Source organism: Anoxybacillus sp. J5B_2022 (genome assembly GCF_026847645.1).
In the GTDB taxonomy this organism is placed as follows: Bacteria; Bacillota; Bacilli; order Bacillales; family Anoxybacillaceae; genus Anoxybacteroides.
The window spans coordinates 61,233-82,232 of the sequence record NZ_JAPSMC010000002.1 but is presented as its reverse complement, the minus strand read 5'-3'; the positions used below and the strand labels follow the sequence as shown (position 1 = coordinate 82,232).

Genomic DNA, 21,000 nt, shown 5'->3' with positions numbered 1-21,000 from the left:
AACGAAATGAAAAATACTATTTTTGCGGTAAAAATATAACGCCCCCGCCCATCAACGATCAAGGGGGATGATCTTGATGAACGAGGGCTATGCGATTAATGAGTTTGTTTTTTCCGGCTCGCGATATCCATCCATACCGCTAAAATCAAAATGCTTCCTTTTACAATATATTGCCAAAATGTTTCCATTCCTAATAACGACATGCCGTTATCAAGCGAGGTCATGACCATCGCGCCAATGATTGCCCCAACGATCGTACCAGAGCCACCCATTAACGATGTTCCTCCGATGACGCAAGCAGCGACGGCGTCTAACTCATACATCTGCCCCGCCGAAATCGTCGCTGACGAAAGACGAGCGGTTAAAACAAGCGCCGCAATCGCCGATAACAATCCAGTAAAGACAAACAACATCATCGTATGGCGTTGAATGTTAATCCCCGACAAACGGGCTGCTTCAGAGTTGCCGCCGATTGCATATACGTGGCGACCAAATGTTGTTTTTGTTGCGATAAACGTGAAAATGAGCGCAAGCGCAATGACGAAAATAATCGGGAACGGAATCCCTTTATAACTGTTCATCGTAAATACGAATAGAACGATTAATGCGCTAATCGCCACTACTTTCAATAAATCGAGCGAAAGAGGGGCAACAGAAAAACCGTATTGCTGGCGCGATTTTCGTTTTTTCCATGTCGCTACGACAAGCGCCCCAATCGCTATAACGGCCAAAATCAACCCAAAGCTATTCGTAAAATAAGCGCTTCCTAACGCAATAAAATTTGGATCGGAAATCGGGATCGTCGTCGATTTTGTAATTCCCATCAAAGCGCCGCGGAAAATCATCATTCCGCCGAGCGTCACGATAAATGCTGGAATGGCGCGGTACGCCACAAGCCATCCTTGCAACATTCCGATCAATGCGCCGGCTACTAACGTACCGATAATCACAAGACCTGTCGGCAACCCCATCCAGTTGCTTAAAATAGCTGCAATGCCTCCTGTGAATCCGACGATTGAGCCGACGGATAAGTCAATATGTCCTGCGACGATGACAAGCACCATGCCGATCGCTAAAATCGCGGTCACCGACATTTGCGTAAACAAGTTCGAAAGGTTACGGGCACTTAAAAACGTATCATTTAAAAAGCCGAAGAAAATCCAAATGGCCACTAATGCGCCAATCATCGTATAGGCGCGAATATCAATTTTCCCAAATAACGGTTTGCGTTGACGTTCATGGACGACTGCTTTTGCTTCCATGGTCATTTCCCTCCTGTCGCCGCCATCATAATGTTTTCTTGTGTCGCTTCTTCATGTGTCAATTCTTTCACAAGCTGCCCTTCACGCATGACGTAAATGCGGTCGCTCATTCCTAATATTTCTGGAAGTTCTGAAGAAATCATAATAATCGCGACCCCTTCTTCGGCAAGCTTGTTCATTAAATGGTAAATTTCGTATTTCGCACCGACGTCAATCCCGCGCGTCGGCTCGTCTAAAATTAAAATTTTCGGCTTCGCCATGAGCCATTTTGCTAACACCACTTTTTGTTGATTACCGCCGGATAACGTACCGACCGGCGTTTCTAATGAAGCCGTTTTCGTTTTCAGTTCATCAACGTATTTTTGACTCCACTTCAACTCTTCATTTTGGTTAATGACTTTCCATTTGCTAATCGCTGCTAAACTTGCAAGCGTCGTATTGTTTTTGACGTCCATGCCAAGCACTAAGCCAAGCCGTTTCCGGTCTTCCGTGACAAGCGCGATACCAGCACGAATCGCATCTTGCACGGAACGGATGTGCACTTGTTTCCCTTCGATCCACACTTCGCCTTCCGCTTTCCCTTCATAGGCGCCAAATAAGCTCATCGCCAACTCCGTCCGGCCGGAGCCCATCAACCCAGCAATGCCGACAATTTCTCCTTTCCGAACCGTCAACTGAATATTTTGATTGACTTTCATCGGCTTATCTTTATGCCAAACCGAATAGTTTTTCACCTCTAACACGACTTCTTGCGGTGTCCGCTTGACATATGGATAACGCTCGGTTAATTCACGGCCGACCATCAATGATACGACTTGGTCCTCGTTCGTTTCCGCGCGCGACAATGTCGCAATTGATTTGCCGTCGCGCAAAACGGTAATCGAATCGGCAAGACGAAATACTTCTGGCATTTTATGTGAAATGTAAATACAAGCAACTCCTTGTTTGCGCAACTGCTCTAAAATGCCCATTAAAATTTCGACTTCACTTTCGGTTAACGCCGCCGTCGGCTCATCTAAAATTAAAATTTTCGCCTCTTTTGAGAGCGCCTTGGCAATTTCGACGAGCTGTTGCTGTCCGATCCCTAACGAGTGAATTTTCGTTTGCGGAGAAATGTTTAAGCCGACTTTTTCCAGCCATTTCGCTGCTTCATAATACAATTCGTCCCATTGGATGACGCCGAATTTTTTTGGCTCGCGGCCAAGAAAAATGTTTTCGCCAACCGTCATTTCCTTGACGAGGGCAAGCTCTTGGTGAATGATGGCGATTCCTGCTTTCTCCGCATCGACAATGTTGCGAAATTCCATTGGCTGGCCATCGATGCGAATTTCGCCGGAATACGTTCCGACTGGATAAAGTCCGCTCAACACTTTCATGAGCGTCGACTTACCCGCACCGTTTTCCCCACAAAGGGCGTGAATCTCACCTTTTTTTACTTTGAAGCTGACACGGTTGAGCGCTTTTACACCGGGAAATTCTTTCGTGATTTCGATCATTTCTAACGCATACATTCGTTTCACTCCCGTTGTATCAATCTTGAAAACGAGGGGTGACGATGCGTCAGCCCCTCACGTTATTTATTGTTTTGGCCATTGATCTTTTGGCACGTTTTTATATACGTCTTCTAATTTTTGATAGCCGTCTTTAATGACCGTATCGACAATGTTGTCTTTCGTTACAGCAATCGGATCAAGCAATACAGAAGGAACGTCGATTTTGCCGTTTGATACCGTTTGGTTTGTTTGAATTTTTTCGCCTTTCGCAAGTGCTACAGCCATTTCTGCTGCTTTTGTCGCGATCGCTTTAATCGGTTTGTAAACGGTCATCGTTTGTGTACCTTCAACAATGCGTTGAAGAGCTGCAAGTTCTGCGTCTTGGCCGGAAACAGGAACTTTACCAGCTAATCCTTGCGCTGCTAATGCTTGAATAACACCGCCTGCTGTTCCGTCGTTCGCCGCAACAACTGCTTGAATGTTGTTGTTATTTGCTGTTAGCGCGTTTTCCATGTTTTTCAACGCTTCTTCTGGTTTCCAGTCTTTCGAGAATTGGTCGTAAACGATTTTAATATCGCCTTTTTCTGCTAATGGTTTTAAGACGTTCATTGCTCCTTGGCGGAATAAGTGAGCGTTGTTATCTGTATCTGCTCCGCCAATGTATACGTAGTTGCCTTTCGGGGCTTTTTCGACGATTGCTTTTGCTTGCATTTCGCCGACGCGTACGTTGTCAAATGAAACGTAATAGTCTACATCTGCGTTTTTAATTAAGCGGTCGTATGAAATAACAGGGATTCCTTCTTTATGTGCTTTATCGACAATCGGAGCTGCTGCTTCGGCGTTGTGTGGAACAACAACAAGCACATCAACTCCTTCTGAGATAAGCTGTTCTGCTTGGTTTAGCTGCGCCGCATCGTCCCCGTTTGCCGCAAGCGTTTTCACTTCTGCGCCAAGTTCTTTCGCTTTTGCTTCAAACATTTCTTTGTCACGTTGCCAACGTTCTTCCTTCAATGTGTCCATCGAAAAGCCGATCACAATTTTGTCATCTTTTTTCTTTTCTGTCTTGCTGGCTGTGTCGTTGCCTGAAGAAACGACACCGCATGCGGTTAATGCTGACGCCAACACGAATGTCGCCGCCCCTTTTGCTGCACTTCTCCACCACTTCACTACATATTCCCCCTTCAATGAATTCTCGTATTGACAAGCTAAGCATATCACGAAAAAAGAAACCGCTTTCTTTTTGTTTTCTTCACTTCTTTGTCACACTATCGCACAAATAAAGCGCTTTCTTTTCAGAAAATAAAAATAACTAGCACTTTTTTGTGCTGGAACAAAAAAGTGCTAGTTAGCTTGATTGCTATATTGTTGCCGGTATTCTTTCGGAGTGAGGGTTGTCCATTTTTTAAAGACGCGGCTAAAGTAGTTCGGGTCTTTATAGCCGACGTCATAGCAAACTTCTTTTATATTTAGCCGTTCGTCGCGAAGCAGTTCTTTCGCTTTTTCAATGCGCAAGGCTGTTACATAGTCAATAAACGTTTGGCCTGTTTGCTTTTTAAATAGTTTACTAAAGTAATGGGGCGTCAAATGAACCGATTCTGCGACCTCTTCTAACGAAAGGTCGCGGTAGTAGTTTTCGTGTAAAAACGCTTCGACTTGCTCCATCATCGACTGGTTCGCCTCAATAGCAAGCGGATTCATTGGTTGGGCGTCTTCTGTTAACGGAACGTCGCGAATGTGTTGCACGCGGCTAAATGTCGGCAAATAGTAAAGCGCCGTTGCTGCTTCTTTATACGATTGTTTTAGCCCATCCACGTCGTTTTGAATCGTGCCAATCCCCATTTTTATCGGCGTCTGTGCTAATTTTTCTAGTTGTTTTAATAACCGTTGAGCAAACGGAATCGTTTTTTCTTCGACGTCATCTAGTGTTTGGAAAAAAAGAGCAAAATGGTGACCAACGAGTGGACTGCATACGCACTCTCCGACGCTTTTAGCGTAGTCCTTTATTTGCTCCAATAGTTGCTTTTGTTTCGGTAGCGTTTCTAGCTGAAGTGCCAGAGCAAAGCCTTTCGTAAAATGAATCGGTGCTTGCTTCACATCAAAATCATCGATTCGCTCCATTAAAAACAATGTAAACGTCGTTTCGCTTAACGCATAAAGTTGCGCCAGCTTTTCCCGCGTTTCGAGTTCTGTTTCGCGCAGCTTTTTTTCCGCAGCGATTTCAGCTGTCAGTTTGTTGAGCACCGCTACAATTTGCTCTTTTTTCACCGGCTTCAATAAATATTCGTTAACCCCTAACGAAATCGCTTCTTTGGCATACGTAAAATAATCATACGCTGTTAAAATGACGATTTTCATCGACGGATATGTTTTGCGGATTTCCGCAATTGCCTCTAGTCCATGAATACCTGGCATTTTAATATCCATAAAAACGATGTCCGGCCGCTGCTGCTCGACTTGCTCGATGGCGCTACGCCCATTTTCGGCATGAAAAACGCGAAACTGCTCGGGAAGCATTCGCTCAATCATCAGTTCTAATCCTTCCCGTTCGAGCGGTTCATCATCGGCAATAAGCAGCTTATACATTCTCATCCCCTCCTCTTCTTCTCGGCAACGTTAAGACGATTGTTGTACCTTTGTTTGGCGCACTATAAATTTTTACGAGTTTTTCCATTCCATAAAATAGTTGCAAGCGCCGCAAGACGTTCGACATGCCAAGCCCTGTTGAATGCCCTTTTTTGGAAAATGGATAGGACGATGATTGCAAAATAGCACGGCGAATGTCCTCCTCCATACCGACGCCGTTATCCGCGATCGTAATGCGAATATAGTTTTTCCGTGGACGAATCGCCAGTTGAATGACTGCTCCTTCTTCCATCCCCTCAATTCCGTGCACGAACGCATTTTCTAAAAGCGGTTGCAGCGTCAAACATGGAATCACTTGATCGAGGCACGTTTCATCAATATCAAGTTGAAACGTAACTCGGTCGCGGAAACGCGTTTTTTGAATCGAGAAATATTCTTTGGCGTGTTCCACTTCATCGCGTAACGTCACAGGTTCATCGAGTTTGCGCAAATTGTAGCGCAGTAAATTCGACGTTGAAATAGTCAATTCGCTCGTTCGTTCCGCCCCTTCAATATACGCAAGCTTCGAAATGACGTTTAACGTATTAAATAAAAAGTGGGGGTTAATTTGGCTTTGGAGCGCTTTTAATTCTAGTTCGCTCACCAACTTTTCTTTTTCGAGCATTTCCATGTTTTTGGCGATGAGTTGGCGCAAGTTTTCCATCATTTGCTGGAACGTTCGACCGAGCAGCCCAATCTCATCATTTCTGTCTGGAAGTGGAATGTGCGTTTCTAAGTCGCCCGCCGAAATTTTTTTCGCTGCGTGGACAAGCCGGCGAATTGGGATAACGATGGTGCGCGACAGCCAAATGGCAAACACAATGCTTAGCACCGTCGTTAACACAAACAGCGTTCCACCGAGCTGATTCATGCGTCCGACATTGATAAGCATTTGCTTATACACCGGTTGATACGCGCTTAACTCTAAATCGACAAGCGTTTGGCTATCTTCGCGAATAAAGCTAGAAATTTTCTCAATTTCGTTATACGAATCGGCGTAGTCGGCAAATTGGCGATTGTTTAGTTTACGGACGATCGATTGCTCCAATTCAAGAAATTCATGAATCATGTTTTTATAGTTTTCGAGCGTCAATGCATCATTTCCTTCTAGACGATGCGCAACAAGGATTGTTTGCAATCGTTCTAGTTCTTTTTGATGTGTTGTTAACAACCGTTCGCTCGCTTCATCTTGGTGAATTAAATAGCTGCTCAAAAACCGAAGATTTTCTTGCGTTTCCATCGACAGTTGTTTGTATAAAAAAATGCGCTGCATCATGACATCATAGCTTTCCTGCACTTTTTTGCCGCTTTGAAAAATGAAAAACGCAATGACGTTTAACAGCAACACGAGCAGCGGGATAAAAATAAACAATTTCGTCCGGATTTTCATCTCGTTCCCTCCTGCTCGACGTTTGTCGCATCGACAATTTCTGTTGCCGTAAAATATTCATTCGCAATCGGTTTACCTGCTAGATGCTCAACCATTAATTTAACAGCGGAAAAGCCCATATCATAAGGTTTTTGAATGACCGTCGCAACAATTTTCCCTTGCTTGATTGCTTCTAACGTTTCTTCCACATCATCGAAGCCAAAAATTTGCACATCGCCCCGGTCTAAATTTTTCATCGCCATTAAAATGCCGATCGCATCTAAGGCGCTTGTACCGACCATGACCGAAATGTCGGGATACATACGCAACATTTTTTCCGCTTGAATCGATGCTTGAATACGGGAAATGTTCGAAGCGGAAACGGCAACGATCGAAAGCCCCGGATGCTGGGCGATAATCGATTGAAATCCTTGCAAGCGGAGCTGCTGATTGGCCGATGTGTCGCTGCCAATAATGACCCCGATTTTATTGTTACCGGAAACGCGCGAAGCAACAGTTTTTCCGAGCAGCTGTCCCGCTTCAAAATTGTTCGTGCCGACATACGCAAGACGACGGCTTTTCGGCGCGTCTGTATCGATCGTAATGACCGGAATGTTCCGAGCGATCGCTTTGTCGATAAGCGGCGTAAACCGCGCATCATTTAAACTTTGCACGATAATACCGTCAACGCGGGAAGCAATCGCTTTTTCTAGTAATTTCATTTGTTCATCCATGTTTGTCCTTAACGGCCCGATGTATTCCACATTAACATCGTATTGTTTCGCCGCTTCTTTTGCCCCCTGTTCGACTTTGCGCCAATACGGGTTGTCAAATTCTTGCGAGATTAAAACAAAATGCGGCAGTGACTTGGTCGGCTGGGCTGTTTGTTGCAATTGCTCAACGGTTCGCTCAATTTTTTGCGTTGCAATGACAAAATGAAACAAAACATAAAGAAATAGAAAAAATAAAAGAATTAAGCTAATCGTCCAACGTTTATTCGTCATATGCTTCACCTAATGTTACTATAATTCTTTTTGGAAACGGTTACAAGCAAAAAGTAAGACTACCCACGGTAATGGGCAGCCTTATACCGTAAACTAGCGAACGGTTTGATCATTCTAAATCAACATTTTTTGCTTTAACAAAAAATAACAAAGTATGCATTGATTTTTTGTTGTATAATAGAATTTAACCACACATGACATACCGTCTATCTTTTTTCGACAAAAAACTACAAAAATATGATTTTTTCGACAAAAAATCGACAAAATCCCCACGACACATGATAATATAGTAATAGTCAATAATGGCTATATTTTCATAGATTGGAGTTGCTTACTCATGCATCTATCGCCGTATGTCCCATTTTATTTTTGGATGCCTGCGATGCAATTTATTTTAGACATACATGGGTATATATTAGATGTAAACGAATTTGCCGCCCGCTATTTAGGGTACCGACGGGACGAGCTTATCGGCCAATCTGCATTGGTGATTGTTCATCCCGATGATAAAGCCAAAGTAACAAAACAACTGAGCGAACTCCTTCATTGCCAACTAGGGGAAATGCATAGTTTAGAGTTTAAAAAAGTGAAGAAAAACGGTGACATAGTGTATGTGCAAGAGAATATGTATCGGATGGCAACCGAAGACGGCAACACGATTTTTCTCGTTTCTTGCCATAATATTTCCGCGGAAAAAAAGGCGAAAGAGTTGCTTTCGGGGCAAAAGAAAATTTTAGAGTTGGTGGCAAAAGAAATGCCGCTCTCCTATATTTTAGCCGAAATCGCCCGTACAGTAGAAGCTATTCGCCCCCGCATCCTTTGTTCGATTTTGTTATTAAACGATGAAACGAAGCGGCTTTACCACGGGGCAGCGCCGAGTTTGCCGCAAGAATATGTGGAGGCGATTAACGGTTGCAGCGTAGGACCAGATGTCGGTTCATGCGGCACAGCAGCACATCGCCAAGAGCTAGTCATCGTTTCCGACATTGAAACAGACCCACTTTGGCGACATTATAAGGAAGCAGCATTAAAGCACGGACTTCGTTCATGTTGGTCGCTCCCGATCTTTTCAGCAACTAATAAAAGAGTACTAGGAACGTTCGGGATTTATCGACGAGAAGTGTGTGTACCACAAGAAGAAGATCTCGAAGTGATTTATACGTTTTCCGCGCTTGCCGGACTAGCGATTGAACAAGCGCAAACAAAAAGCGACCTGCAAGAAAGCCGCCAGCATTATCAGTCGTTGTTTGAATATAACAAAGATGCCGTGTTTTCGCTTCATCTAGATGGGACGTTTTTCGCCGTCAACCGCGCAGCGGCGCAAATGACAGGATATCCGCGCCATGAGTTGCTAAAAATAACTCTTCACGATTTAGTCGTGCCTGATGATTTGCCAAAAACGTTGGAAGTGCTGATCGATACTGCCAAAGGGTATTCCCGCCATCTCGATTTTCGCCTTCGCCATAAAAACGGGTCGATGTTATATATTAACGCGACACCTGTGCCAATTTGGGTGAATAAACATGTGATCGGGGTGTCCATTATCGCGAAAGATGTCACAGAGCGAGTGGAACGGGACAAGAGGGTTCAGCAGCTTGCTTATTACGATCCATTGACTGGACTGGCCAATCGCCGGTTATTTTATCAAACGGTGGAGAAAGCGATTTCAGAAGCAAAGCGACACAGAAAAACGGTGGCATTGTTATATATGGACATCGATCGATTTAAATATGTGAACGATTCGCTCGGTCACAATATTGGCGACCGCGTACTGCAAACGATTTCCTTACTTATTAAGGAAAGAGTCGCACAAAAAGGAACCGTCGCCCGCATGAGCGGCGATGAGTTTACAGTCGTGTTGCCGAATCTCAATTATCAACATGAAGCGATCGATGTAGTAAAAAATATTTTACGCGCCTTCCAAGAGCCAGTTCGAATTGACGAGTTGGATCTCTTCCTCACTTCCAGTATCGGCATTGCGTTTTATCCGCATCATAGCGACGATGTGGACACGTTAGTTCAATACGCCGACATGGCGATGTATGAGGTGAAACGAAAAGGAAAAAATGACTATTTCGTATACGAACCTCGGCTGCTGGAACAAAAATTGCCGAACTTGATGCTGTTGAGCGATTTGCATAAATCGATTCAAAACAATGAGCTGTCTGTTGCTTATCAGCCGATTGTCAATGTAAAAACAAAAAAAGTGCAAGCGATGGAAACACTCATTCGTTGGCATCATCCCGTCCATGGCGCTGTTCCACCGGGTCAGTTTATTTCGCTAGCAGAGGAAACGGGATTTATCGTTTCAATGGGAGAATGGGTGCTACGCCAGGCTTGCGAGCAACATAAAATGTGGCGAGAAATGGGGCTTCCATCCGTTCGAATGGCGGTGAATATTTCTGTTAAAGAATTGCTTGACCCTCATTTTGCGAAACGAATCGAATGGATTTTAATGGAGAAGCAACTATCGCCAAATGCGTTAGAACTGGAGATTACAGAAAGCATGATGATTTATAACGAATCGGTCATTTTAACGAATTTAACACGGTTGAAAGAAATGGGCGTAAGGCTTGCGATTGATGATTTTGGGACTGGCTATTCGTCGCTTGCTTATTTAAAGCGGCTTGAGGTCGATACGGTGAAAATCGATCAGTCGTTTATTGCTGATTGCCCGCATTCGTATTACGGAAGTGTGATTACAAATACGATTATTTCGTTGGCACATCATTTAGGGATGAATGTGATTGCGGAAGGGGTCGAGCATCCTGAGCAGCTCCGTTATTTAGAGGAAAAAGGTTGCCAAGAAGCGCAAGGCTATTTATTTAGCGTGCCCCTTCGTGCAGAAGAAGCGACGCGGTTATTACTTCATGGAATTCGTCATCTAAAATAAAGGGAGGTCTTAGGCGACCCCCTCTTTTTGCTTATTTGAACGCCATGGCGGCTTTGACGGCTTTTTTCCAACCTTCGTATAAAGCTGCTTGTTGGGCGCTTGGCATTTGCGGTTCAAATGCGCGCTCTAATTGCCATTGTGTAGCGATTTCTGACCGGTCTTTCCAGTACCCGACGGCAAGCCCCGCTAAATAGGCAGCGCCAAGCGCAGTTGTTTCGTTAATGACTGGACGTTCGACCGGCACGCCTAACATGTCGCTTTGAAATTGCATAAGGAAATTGTTTTTCACCGCGCCGCCATCGACACGCAACGTTTTTAACGAAATGCCGGAGTCCGCTTCCATTGCGGTGAGCACATCTTTCGTTTGGTAAGCAAGCGATTCCAATGTCGCGCGGATAAAGTGTTCTTTTGTTGTGCCACGCGTGAGACCAAACACGGCACCACGTACATCGCTATCCCAATACGGCGTTCCTAAACCGACAAAAGCTGGAACAACGTATACACCGTCCGTCGAAGCGACTTTTTCTGCATACGCTTCGCTATCTTGCGCCTGCTTAATCATACGCAAGCCGTCGCGCAGCCATTGAATGGCAGAGCCAGCGACGAAAATGCTGCCTTCTAACGCATATTCGACTTTTCCGTCAATGCCCCACGCAATCGTTGTCAATAAGCCGTGTTGTGATTGCACTGCTTTTTCGCCTGTGTTCATTAACATAAAGCAACCCGTACCGTACGTATTTTTTGCCATTCCTTCTTCAAAGCAAGCCTGCCCGAATAGCGCCGCCTGCTGGTCCCCTGCCGCTCCGGCAATCGGCACTTCTTGACCGAAGAAATGGTACGGAACGGTTTTGGCGTATACTTCAGAAGAAGGCCGCACTTCTGGAAGCATCGATTTTGGAATGCCTAAAATAGCAAGAATTTCATCGTCCCATTTTAATTCATGAATGTTGAATAAGAGCGTTCTTGAAGCGTTGGAATAGTCGGTGACATGGGCTTTTCCACCAGATAGTTTCCAAATGAGCCACGTATCGATCGTTCCGAACAATAAATCTCCTTTCTCCGCCTTTTCGCGTGCGCCTTCGACGTTGTCTAACAGCCATTTCACTTTCGTCCCCGAGAAGTAAGCGTCAATTAATAAGCCTGTTTTGGCGCGGAATAGTTCGTCGTACCCTTGTTGTTTTAATTGTTCGCAAATTCCAGCTGTTTGCCGCGATTGCCAAACGATCGCGTGATATATCGGCAAGCCAGTATGTTTGTCCCAAACGACCGTCGTTTCCCGTTGGTTCGTAATGCCGATAGCAGCAATTTGCTCTGGTTTCACCGCTGCTTCTGATAGTACGCTTGCAATGACCGCTAAAATCGAACCCCAAATTTCATTCGCATCATGCTCCACCCAGCCTGGCTTTGGAAAATGTTGCGTAAACTCTTTTTGCGCAATATGCACAATCTCCCCTTTTCGATTGAACAAAATCGCCCGCGAACTCGTCGTTCCTTGGTCTAATGCAAGAATGTATTGTTCCATGAACAATCTCCCCCTTTGTTTACATGAACGCTTTTTTAGATGATTTATAAGCAGCCTTTCCTTGTTGGATAAAGGCAATTGCTAACACAACAACAAGTGCAATGAATACATACCAAAACATTGAAGTCATTTCGCCTAAAAAAACCGCTTTGTAAAATAATCCACCGAATGAGCCGCCAAGCACCGGACCGACAACCGGAATCCATGCATACGACCAATTGGACGATCCTTTGCCCGGAATCGGCAACAAGAAATGAGCAATACGCGGACCTAAGTCACGAGCCGGGTTGATGGCGTAACCAGTTGTTCCCCCAAGCGACAAACCGATACCAACAATGAGAAATCCGACAATAAATGGGTTGAGTCCATCGGTAAACTTATTCGCGCCAATTGCTAAAATTCCTACAACAAGAATAAAAGTACCGATGATTTCGCTTAACAAATTGGCAAACGTATTAGGGACAGCCGGCCCTGTGGAAAACACACCGAGCTTCACTGCAGGATCTTCTGTTTCTTTCCAGTGCGGTAAGTAGTGAAGAAATACTACGGTTGCTCCAATGATCGCTCCAAGAAATTGGGCTACAATATACTTTGGTACATCCGCCCATGGAAAATCGCCGTTAAACGCAAGTGCAAGCGTAACAGCTGGGTTTAAATGGGCACCACTGAACTTTCCAACCGCATAAACAGCGATCGCGACCGCCATTCCCCATCCCATCGTAATGACGATCCAGCCAGAGTTTTGCGCGAACGATTTTTTTAAACTCACTCCCGCGCAAACCCCACCTCCAAAAATGATAAGCAATGCTGTGCCGATAATTTCAGCAACAAATGGTGTCATTTCTCATTCCCCCTTTGTTATGTTTTGTGTGGCAAAAAAGACAAAGACCCACACATCTCCTCCATTACAGAGGAACATGTGTGGGTCTCCGAATCTCCGCCACATTTATTAACTTGATTATAAGGATAATTCGTTTTGTAAGCGTTGTCAATATATTTTTTAAAATTTTTTCTCCTTTGGCACAATTTGAATATAGTCAAAATCGAGTGTGTCGACCGCATCTTCAATGTGCAAACGGGTAATGAAACGATATGAAACGCCCTGCTGCGATGGCACGATCTCGTCCGGAAGACGGTAACGAAACGGAAGCATCTTCGTTTCCTCTTCTTCGATAACAAACTCCCCTGCAATCGGAATCGTCGCAATGACCGTATCTTCTTCCTTTCCAGCACGCATCGTTTTGCAAACAAAATCCACATCGAGCTTCTTAATTTTTTGCTCGACCGTTCCCCCACGAATATATAGTTGCCCTTCAATCACATCTCCTGGATTTAACATATGTTTATTTAAACGCAAGTCGACATACGCCGAACCAACGCCTAATCTCGACATCATTTTTCGTAACAACACTTCCATTCACCTCTTGTCCTGGTCTCACACTATATATTTATCATACGTATCGAGCGGTGAATATGTTTCATCGACTCGGAAGAAAAAGAGAAAAGACCTATGCCTTTTTTGGCAAAGGTCCATTGAAAATGATAGCGTTTTCAACATGGCTTACTTTTAATTTATTCCATCTTCCCGCATTTGTCAACGGTTATTCATATACATTTTCATTTTCGATCACATAATCGACCCGAATCACTGGGATATCATGGTTTTCTACTTCCGCCACAATTAATCCGATATGATCATGATAAATTCCAAACGTCCGTTGTCCTTTTTTAAACGCCGTTTCCCCATAAGAAAGCACGGCATGGTACAGTTTATGATCATCCGCATATTGCGCCTTTACTTTTTTTCCTAAATGGATAATCACTTCTTGCCCATTAATCATTCCGCGGTACATATAACCCCTCCTCGTATTACCAATGTATGCTATTCCATAGCGATTCATACATCCTTCATTAAACCATTCGACAACAATACGCCATTTCCCTGCCGTTCAAAACAATGCCAAAAAATTTGAAAATTTTTTCTGAAATTCATCCTCTTTTCCTTGACGATGCCGTTTCATTAGTGTATAGTAGAGACATCATTTAACAGAATATATCTCGACCGACGCAGCACGGGGAATTCACCTTAGACCGCTGTGGAGTATATTCCGTTATTTGATAAAAATTTTTAAGTTAGCCGTAAGGTGCTAAAGGTATTAGGAGGAATTAAGTATTATGCAAAACGGTAAAGTAAAATGGTTTAACAACGAAAAAGGCTATGGGTTCATCGAAGTAGAAGGCGGAGCGGACGTATTCGTTCACTTCACAGCAATCCAAGGTGAAGGCTACAAAACATTAGAAGAAGGTCAAGAAGTTTCTTTTGAAATCGTTCAAGGAAACCGTGGACCTCAAGCTGCGAACGTCGTAAAATTGTAATCAAGCGCTCGTTGACATATAAGAAAAGCGCAAGGCGCTCGCCTATCGGCGAAGATCGCACAAGCCCCGCTGGGGTGGCTTAGCCACTGCAAAGCGGGGCGGAGCGATTCAAGCCGATAGCGCCTGAAGCTAGACAACATATAGGTAAGACGAAAGCGACAGAAGGACTGGCATCGTGCCAGTCTTTTTTTATGCCATACATATTTTCACTCTCTCAACAAACACTATCCGCTAGGAGGTGTGTTTAGATGGAACGTGAACTTCACTCTGGCTACAATGATTTAAAACAGCTTGAAATGTTTGTGGAAACGGCCCAAAAAATGGTCGGATCCGCTACAATGAGTCTCGATCGCGACATGCTTGAAGGAGCGAAGCAAGCAGTCGTCAACGCCTATGAACAACTAACACGCGTTCGAAACGAACAAACCGGCATCGATGACTCATTCATCGCTAAATGCGAACAACAATTACAACGTGCCGAACATCAACTCAACGAAGCATTACAGTAAATGGATGGAAAGACAAAAGGCTGACCTTGATGGACAGCCTTTTTAACGTGTGGAAACCGTCAACAACATTTCTCCGTATCGTTTGATCTTTTCCCCTACCGTACACTTCGTAATACAAAACGATTGCGCATACGTTTTTCCTACTTCTTTGCGAAACGTACTTTTAACAAAACACCCTTCACAGTACAAATGGTGGATATCGTTTAACTTCTCTAATATTTCTTTTCGTTTCAAAAGCTTCTCTTCTTTACTCATCTTTGTCGATCCCTTTCCTTGCAAGCTCAATCGTGCTAGCGATCATTTTCCCTTCCAACGCTTGCCGAGCAAGTTGATCCGCCTCTTTGTTTTGCTTCCGAGAAATCGGCTCATAAATCGGCTGAATCCCAAGCTCTTTTAGCTTCTCCTCGATGCGGTCAAGCCATGCGTTATGCTCTTTTTCAAAACACGGCCACACTCCTGATAATTGGTTGAGCACCACGTGTGAATCGCCGCGAAAGACAACCGGTAAATGATGTACCCCGAGTTCCTCCAACGTTTGTACAACAAACCAAAAAGCAGCATATTCTGCCTCATTGTTGGACGTCAGCTGCCCAAGCCGGCGGTTGACGCGCAAACGATACGGCTGATGATTTTGTTGGTAATACACGACCGCTCCGACTCCAGCCTCAAGCGTTTCGTTGTCAAACCCTCCGTCAAAATAAGCGATAATGTCATGCGGCTCTGTTTCAATTTCTTGCAACAGCTTTGCTAATTCTTTTTTCGTCCACTCGGTATTGCGCCGGTCAATAAACGTCAATTCTTTCACACGACCTGTTTTTTCAAAGTCTTCCGCTAATAACAGCGCCTTTTCCACTGGGAGAAGGTCAGAAGTTAATATGACCTCCTGTTTTTTCGGCGTTATGTACGTCCACTGAATGATCACGTCCACTTTTCGTCATCCTTCCACTATCCATTCTTCTTTTTATTATACAACAAACCTTTGCCGAACATAACTATTCCCCCGTTTTTGGAAAAAAGGATGGAAATTTCCCGAAAATAATGGTAAAGTAGCAATAGTTTCACCTATACCTATGTCTATATTTTGTAATTAATGTATATTAAAGGAATGGATAGAAAGGGAGATGAAAAGTGAGAAAACAATGGGTTGCCGATGCTAGTCTTCTTGCGGTTGCGTTCATATGGGGAGCGACATTTGTCGTCGTCCAAAACGCGATTTCATTTCTAGCACCGCTTTCGTTTAACGCGGTTCGCTTTTGGCTTGCAGGAGTTTTTCTGCTCGCTTGGTTATGCCTCTTTCATCGCCCCTTGCTCCGATCGCTAAATCGGTCGGTGCTATTCGCAGGCGGATGGATGGGAGTTTGGCTTTTTAGCGGCTATGCGTTACAAACGATCGGGCTGCTGTATACCACTTCAGCAAAAGCAGGCTTTATTACCGGTCTTAGCGTCGTTTTAGTGCCGTTTTTTGCGTTTCTTTTTCTCAAGCAAAAACCGACCGCCAACGCCGTGCTTGGGGCGATGATGGCTACGGCCGGTTTATATTTTTTGACGATGAACGGCGGAGAATGGTCGGTCAATCGCGGCGATTGGTTTGTTTTTTTCTGTGCCATTTCGTTTGCGTTCCATATTGTTATCACAGGAAAATATGCGGTGCACTATCCGACACTTTTATTAACCGTCATTCAAATTTTCACCGTTGCTATCATGTGCTCTATTTTTGCGTTTCTGTTTGAAGATGGCACAAACATGTGGGATCGTACGATTTTACAGCAACCACAAGTATGGACGGCGCTCATCATTACATCACTGCTCGCAACCGTCGCTGCTTTTTTAATCCAAACAAATTTCCAAAAATATACGACTCCTGCCCGCGTCGCACTTATTTTTGCCATGGAACCAGTGTTTGCCGCTGCAACAGCTTATATTTGGGCAGGTGAACGGCTTTCTACATCTGGCCTTATCGGCTGTAGCGGCATTTTATTAGGGATGGTCATCTCGGAGCTTCCTGTTTCCTTATGGCTAGGGAAGCGGGAAAATAACCAGCTGACCCCATAAAACATCCTCGAGTGACCTCGAGGATGTTTTATTCGCTGATCAATCCTTTTTCTTTCATAAACAAATGCGCTTCTTGGCGCGTTGCAATCTGTTGTTTTTGCCACTCCTCCAGCAACGAAAGAAAAAAACTCCCGTCAAATTGCCGTTGAACTTTCAACGTCCATTCGAGCGCCATGATCGTTAACTCATCGCTCGCCTGTGCATATTGTTGGCCAAACCGCACAAAGCGAAATGCGTCTTCTTCCAGACGAAAGCCTTTGCTTTCGAGAAAGTCAAAATATTGGGCCACTGTTTGCTTCCTCATGATCCCTCTCCCGACATCACGTATTCGCTTTCATCTTATCGCATTTTTTCCGAGCTGACTAGATTTTTTTCTAGCAAATGCGTACGAGAGAAAGCCAGTCAGCATCCCAAGCAGCGCGCCCCCGATTACTTCGATAGGCTGATGGCCAAGCCGTTCACGAATGCGTTCTTTTTTCTTTTCGTACCACGCTTGCTTCGGATTATGCTCAAGACGCATCACCTCTTCTGCCAATTCGTTAAGGCGGATCGCCAACTCCCCTGCTTGTCTACGCACCCCTTGAGCGTCATACATGACGATCAACCCAAAGAGAGCTGCTAACGCAAAATCAACGGTTCGCATACCACGTTTTAACGCAATAAACGTCGCTAGCGAAGAAACGCCTGCTGAGTGGGAACTTGGCATCCCGCCTGTCTCAAAAAAATGTGCCCAACACCACTTTCCTGTTTCCCATTTTTTAAGCGGGATTTTTAAAAATTGCGCGAATGCGATCGTCCATAATGCCGTTTTTAACGCACGGTTCATTGTCTTCCCTCCCCTTTCTTAAACATATTTTTTCACCAATAGGCAACGATATCCGTAAGGGGGTGAGGATCGTGGCGAAAAATGGTGGAAAAAACCGTGGAACGAAAGCGCCAGGCGTTAATCCACAAGGGTTCGGACAAGACGGCTGGACACCTGATCCAAAAAGTGAACTAGAAAACGCAGCGAAGCGAAGCAATAAAAAATAGCTTATTTCTTTTCATCACAAAAAGGGCGTCCTAAAACAGGACACCCTTTTCCATTATTTCTGATGCAATTTTTCGCGCAATACCATTTGTAAAATACCGCCGTGACGGTAGTAGTCAATTTCGACTTCGCTATCAAAACGGACGAGCACTTCAAATTCTTTTTTGTTTCCAGCCTCGTCTGTTGCCGTCACTTTCACATAATCGCGCGGTTTGACGTTCTCATCAATATGAATTTCAAACGTTTCTTTTCCAGTCAATCCTAACGTTTCGGCATTTTCCCCTTCTTTAAATTGAAGCGGCAACACGCCCATTAAAACGAGGTTCGAACGATGGATGCGTTCAAAACTTTCTGCGATGACCGTTTTGATTCCTAACAAGAACGTACCTTTTGCCGCCCAGTCGCGGGAGCTTCCCATTCCATAATCTTTTCCAGCGATGACGACAAGGCCTGTACCGTCTTGTTTATATTTCATGCATGCATCGTAAATCGACATCACTTCGCCTGTTGGCCAGTAGGTTGTATATCCGCCTTCTGTACCTGGCGCAATTTGGTTGCGAATGCGGATATTCGCAAACGTACCACGCATCATCACTTCGTGGTTACCGCGGCGAGAACCGTAAGAGTTGAAATCTTTCGGATCGACGCCTTTCGAAATGAGGTATTGGCCTGCCGGCGTATTTTTGCCGATCGATCCAGCCGGTGAAATATGGTCCGTTGTGACAGAGTCGCCAAATTTACCGACAACGCGCAAGCCTGTAAGCGGTTGTACTTGGCGAACTTCTGGAGACAGCCCTTCAAAGAACGGCGGATTTTGAATGTACGTCGAATCCTCATCCCATTGATAAAGCGGCTCATCCGTTGTTTCGATCGCATTCCAGCGCGCGTTGTCATCGAACACACGCTCATATTCTTTGCGGAACAACTCTGGTGTTACCGTTTGTTTCACGACTTCTTTCACTTCTTCCGTCGTCGGCCAAATGTCATTAAAGTATACGTCGTTGCCGTCTTTATCTTTGCCGATCGGCTCATTTAACAAGTCGATGTCGACCGTGCCGGCCAATGCATATGCAACGACAAGCGGTGGTGAAGCTAAGTAGTTGCCTTTTACAAGCGGATGAATCCGTCCTTCAAAGTTACGGTTACCCGAAAGAACGCTTGTCACAAGCAAATCGTTTTCCGCAATCGCTTTTTCTAATTCAGGCGCAAGCGGACCGGAGTTGCCGATACACGTCGTACAACCGTAGCCAACGATGTTAAAGCCGATTTGTTCCAAGTACGGAAGCAAGCCCGAATCTTTTAAGTATCCTGTGACGACCTTTGATCCTGGTGCGAGCGATGTTTTCACGTATTTCGGAACTTTCAATCCTTTTTCTACCGCTTTTTTCGCCACTAAGCCAGCACCGATTAACACGTATGGGTTCGATGTGTTCGTACAGCTTGTAATCGCGGCGATTGCGATTGCACCTGTTTTCATTTTCACTTCTTCGCCGTTTAACGTCACGGTCATTTCTTTATCAAGATCCGCTTCTGTCAAGCCGAAGCCTTGGTTTCCTTGCGGCGCTTTTACCGCTTCACGGAACGCTTCTTTCATTTTCGAAAGCGGAATTAAATCTTGCGGACGTTTTGGTCCTGAAAGGTTCGCTTCAATATCAGACAAGTTGATTTCCACGACGTCTGTGAATACTGGCTCCTCAGCGTCCGGCGTATAGAATAAACCATTTGCTTTGCAGTACGCTTCAACGACTTGCACATGATGTTCATCGCGGCCAGTTAAGCGTAAATAGTCAAGCGCTTCCGCGTCAACTGGGAAGAATCCGCATGTTGCCCCGTACTCTGGCGCCATGTTCGCCACCGTCGCACGGTCTGCTAAAGGCAACGTCGCAACACCTGGTCCGAAAAATTCAACGAACTTGCCGACGACACCTTTTTTACGGAGCACTTGCGTGACTTTTAACGCAAGGTCAGTAGCTGTCGTTCCGTTCGGCAACTTACCTGTTAAACGAACGCCAACCACTTCTGGCACTGGGAAGTAAGAAGGTTGTCCAAGCATTCCTGCTTCTGCTTCAATACCACCGACACCCCAGCCAAGAACGCCGATTCCGTTAATCATCGTTGTATGGGAGTCTGTGCCGACAAGCGTATCTGGGAACGTTTCGTATTCACCGTTTTCCCCTTCCACTGCATGAACAACGTTTGCTAAATATTCTAAGTTCACTTGGTGAACGATTCCTGTTGCTGGTGGAACAACGCGGTAGTTGTTAAACGCTTTTTGCGCCCATTTTAAAAACTTATAACGTTCCGCGTTGCGCTCAAACTCCAAATTCATGTTATACTCAAGCGCATCGTCTGTTCCTGCTTTATCGACTTGCACCGAGTGGTCAATGACAAGATCGACCGGAATTTCTGGGTTGATTTCGTACGGGTCGCCGCCGATATCCGCCATCGCTTTGCGCATCGAAGCTAAATCCACGACAGCCGGTACTCCTGTAAAGTCTTGCAAAATGACGCGGGACGGTTTAAATGGGACGTCGATATCTTTTAGCTCAGGTGTTCCCCATTTTGCCAAGTTTTCGACATGCTCTTTTGTAATGACGCGCCCGTCCACTTGGCGAAGGACTGATTCCAACAATACTTTAATGGAATAAGGCAGACGAGAAACGTTGCCGATTCCCGCTTCTTCAAGCGCTTGCAAACGGTAGTAATTGTATTTTTTACCGTTTACTTCAAATGAAGCGCGGGCGTTGAATACATCTTGCTTTACCATATGTATACCCCCTCAGTTCATACTATACTACTTTTTCGCTCATTCGTCGAAAAAATAGTACGAATTCTCCCAAAACCCGTAAAACTGGTACGCTTTTATCT

The 21,000-nt window shown here is 44.8% G+C and carries 20 protein-coding genes; 5 read left to right on the top strand and 15 right to left on the bottom strand.

All coding sequences use genetic code 11. From position 1 onward, the window contains the following. Positions 1-95 precede the first annotated feature (95 nt). The 6 genes from M4I42_RS01125 to M4I42_RS01100 form a co-directional block, all read right to left on the bottom strand. A complete protein-coding gene (locus M4I42_RS01125; protein ID WP_268850426.1) occupies positions 96-1,262 on the bottom strand; it encodes a sugar ABC transporter permease in 1,167 nt (388 codons plus the stop codon). 2 nt (positions 1,263-1,264) lie between these two features. Beyond that, positions 1,265-2,773 (bottom strand): xylose ABC transporter ATP-binding protein, encoded by a 1,509-nt coding sequence (locus tag M4I42_RS01120; RefSeq protein WP_268850425.1) that lies wholly within the window; start codon positions 2,771-2,773, stop codon positions 1,265-1,267. A gap of 66 nt (positions 2,774-2,839) precedes the next feature. Further along, entirely contained in the window at positions 2,840-3,922 is a 1,083-nt protein-coding gene (xylF, locus tag M4I42_RS01115) for a D-xylose ABC transporter substrate-binding protein (RefSeq protein ID WP_268850424.1), read from the bottom strand. A 174-nt stretch (positions 3,923-4,096) separates the two neighbouring features. Next, complete coding sequence (locus M4I42_RS01110; protein WP_268850423.1) at positions 4,097-5,338, bottom strand: response regulator; 1,242 nt, start codon at positions 5,336-5,338, stop codon at positions 4,097-4,099. After that, the gene (locus tag M4I42_RS01105; protein ID WP_268850422.1) at positions 5,331-6,767 is read right to left on the bottom strand and encodes a sensor histidine kinase; all 1,437 of its coding nucleotides are present in this window, start codon (positions 6,765-6,767) and stop codon (positions 5,331-5,333) included. Before M4I42_RS01105 ends, M4I42_RS01110 begins: the two co-directional genes overlap by 8 nt. Next, complete coding sequence (locus tag M4I42_RS01100; protein WP_268850421.1) at positions 6,764-7,750, bottom strand: sugar-binding protein; 987 nt, start codon at positions 7,748-7,750, stop codon at positions 6,764-6,766. The genes M4I42_RS01105 and M4I42_RS01100 overlap by 4 nt, the downstream gene beginning before the upstream one ends. A 382-nt stretch (positions 7,751-8,132) precedes the next feature. Between M4I42_RS01100 and M4I42_RS01095 the strand changes: the two genes are divergently transcribed. Next, a complete protein-coding gene (locus tag M4I42_RS01095; RefSeq protein WP_268850420.1) occupies positions 8,133-10,643 on the top strand; it encodes a sensor domain-containing protein in 2,511 nt (836 codons plus the stop codon). A gap of 31 nt (positions 10,644-10,674) precedes the next feature. Here the strand turns inward: M4I42_RS01095 and glpK are convergent, their stop codons facing one another. The 4 genes from glpK to M4I42_RS01075 form a co-directional block, all read right to left on the bottom strand. Then, the gene (glpK, locus tag M4I42_RS01090; protein ID WP_268850419.1) at positions 10,675-12,165 is read right to left on the bottom strand and encodes a glycerol kinase GlpK; all 1,491 of its coding nucleotides are present in this window, start codon (positions 12,163-12,165) and stop codon (positions 10,675-10,677) included. Positions 12,166-12,184: 19 nt separating this feature from the next. Further along, positions 12,185-13,006 carry an MIP/aquaporin family protein gene (locus M4I42_RS01085; protein ID WP_268850418.1) on the bottom strand — a complete coding sequence of 274 codons (822 nt, stop codon included), beginning with the start codon at positions 13,004-13,006 and terminating at the stop codon, positions 12,185-12,187. Positions 13,007-13,165: 159 nt separating this feature from the next. Further along, complete coding sequence (locus tag M4I42_RS01080; RefSeq protein ID WP_268850455.1) at positions 13,166-13,576, bottom strand: sporulation protein; 411 nt, start codon at positions 13,574-13,576, stop codon at positions 13,166-13,168. A 190-nt stretch (positions 13,577-13,766) separates the two neighbouring features. After that, positions 13,767-14,018: a hypothetical protein gene (locus M4I42_RS01075; RefSeq protein ID WP_268850417.1), complete on the bottom strand. Its 252-nt coding sequence runs from the start codon at positions 14,016-14,018 to the stop codon at positions 13,767-13,769. 322 nt (positions 14,019-14,340) lie between these two features. Between M4I42_RS01075 and cspD the strand changes: the two genes are divergently transcribed. Both cspD and M4I42_RS01065 read left to right on the top strand, forming a co-directional pair. After that, positions 14,341-14,541, top strand: coding sequence for a cold-shock protein CspD (gene cspD, locus M4I42_RS01070; RefSeq protein WP_027408825.1), 201 nt, complete (start codon positions 14,341-14,343; stop codon positions 14,539-14,541). Positions 14,542-14,789: 248 nt separating this feature from the next. Further along, positions 14,790-15,050 carry a DUF2564 family protein gene (locus M4I42_RS01065; protein WP_268850416.1) on the top strand — a complete coding sequence of 87 codons (261 nt, stop codon included), beginning with the start codon at positions 14,790-14,792 and terminating at the stop codon, positions 15,048-15,050. 42 nt (positions 15,051-15,092) lie between these two features. Here the strand turns inward: M4I42_RS01065 and M4I42_RS01060 are convergent, their stop codons facing one another. Next, the gene (locus tag M4I42_RS01060) at positions 15,093-15,305 is read right to left on the bottom strand and encodes a zinc-finger domain-containing protein (protein ID WP_268850415.1); all 213 of its coding nucleotides are present in this window, start codon (positions 15,303-15,305) and stop codon (positions 15,093-15,095) included. Further along, the gene (locus M4I42_RS01055) at positions 15,298-15,978 is read right to left on the bottom strand and encodes a ribonuclease H family protein (RefSeq protein WP_268850414.1); all 681 of its coding nucleotides are present in this window, start codon (positions 15,976-15,978) and stop codon (positions 15,298-15,300) included. Before M4I42_RS01055 ends, M4I42_RS01060 begins: the two co-directional genes overlap by 8 nt. 200 nt (positions 15,979-16,178) lie before the next feature. On the opposite strand from M4I42_RS01055, the gene M4I42_RS01050 reads away from it, so the two are divergent. Then, entirely contained in the window at positions 16,179-17,102 is a 924-nt protein-coding gene (locus tag M4I42_RS01050) for a DMT family transporter (protein WP_268850413.1), read from the top strand. Positions 17,103-17,130: 28 nt separating this feature from the next. Here the strand turns inward: M4I42_RS01050 and M4I42_RS01045 are convergent, their stop codons facing one another. Together M4I42_RS01045 and M4I42_RS01040 are read right to left on the bottom strand one after the other, a co-directional pair. Beyond that, complete coding sequence (locus tag M4I42_RS01045; RefSeq protein WP_268850412.1) at positions 17,131-17,406, bottom strand: DUF6123 family protein; 276 nt, start codon at positions 17,404-17,406, stop codon at positions 17,131-17,133. A gap of 30 nt (positions 17,407-17,436) precedes the next feature. Next, positions 17,437-17,928, bottom strand: coding sequence for a divergent PAP2 family protein (locus M4I42_RS01040; RefSeq protein WP_268850411.1), 492 nt, complete (start codon positions 17,926-17,928; stop codon positions 17,437-17,439). A gap of 71 nt (positions 17,929-17,999) precedes the next feature. Here M4I42_RS01040 and sspL point away from each other — a divergent pair, with 71 nt between their 5' ends. Further along, positions 18,000-18,134, top strand: coding sequence for a small, acid-soluble spore protein L (gene sspL / locus M4I42_RS01035; RefSeq protein WP_183184458.1), 135 nt, complete (start codon positions 18,000-18,002; stop codon positions 18,132-18,134). Positions 18,135-18,187: 53 nt separating this feature from the next. On the opposite strand, the gene acnA is transcribed toward sspL, so the two are convergent. Further along, positions 18,188-20,899, bottom strand: coding sequence for an aconitate hydratase AcnA (acnA, locus tag M4I42_RS01030; protein WP_268850410.1), 2,712 nt, complete (start codon positions 20,897-20,899; stop codon positions 18,188-18,190). Between the last annotated feature and the right edge of the window lie 101 nt (positions 20,900-21,000).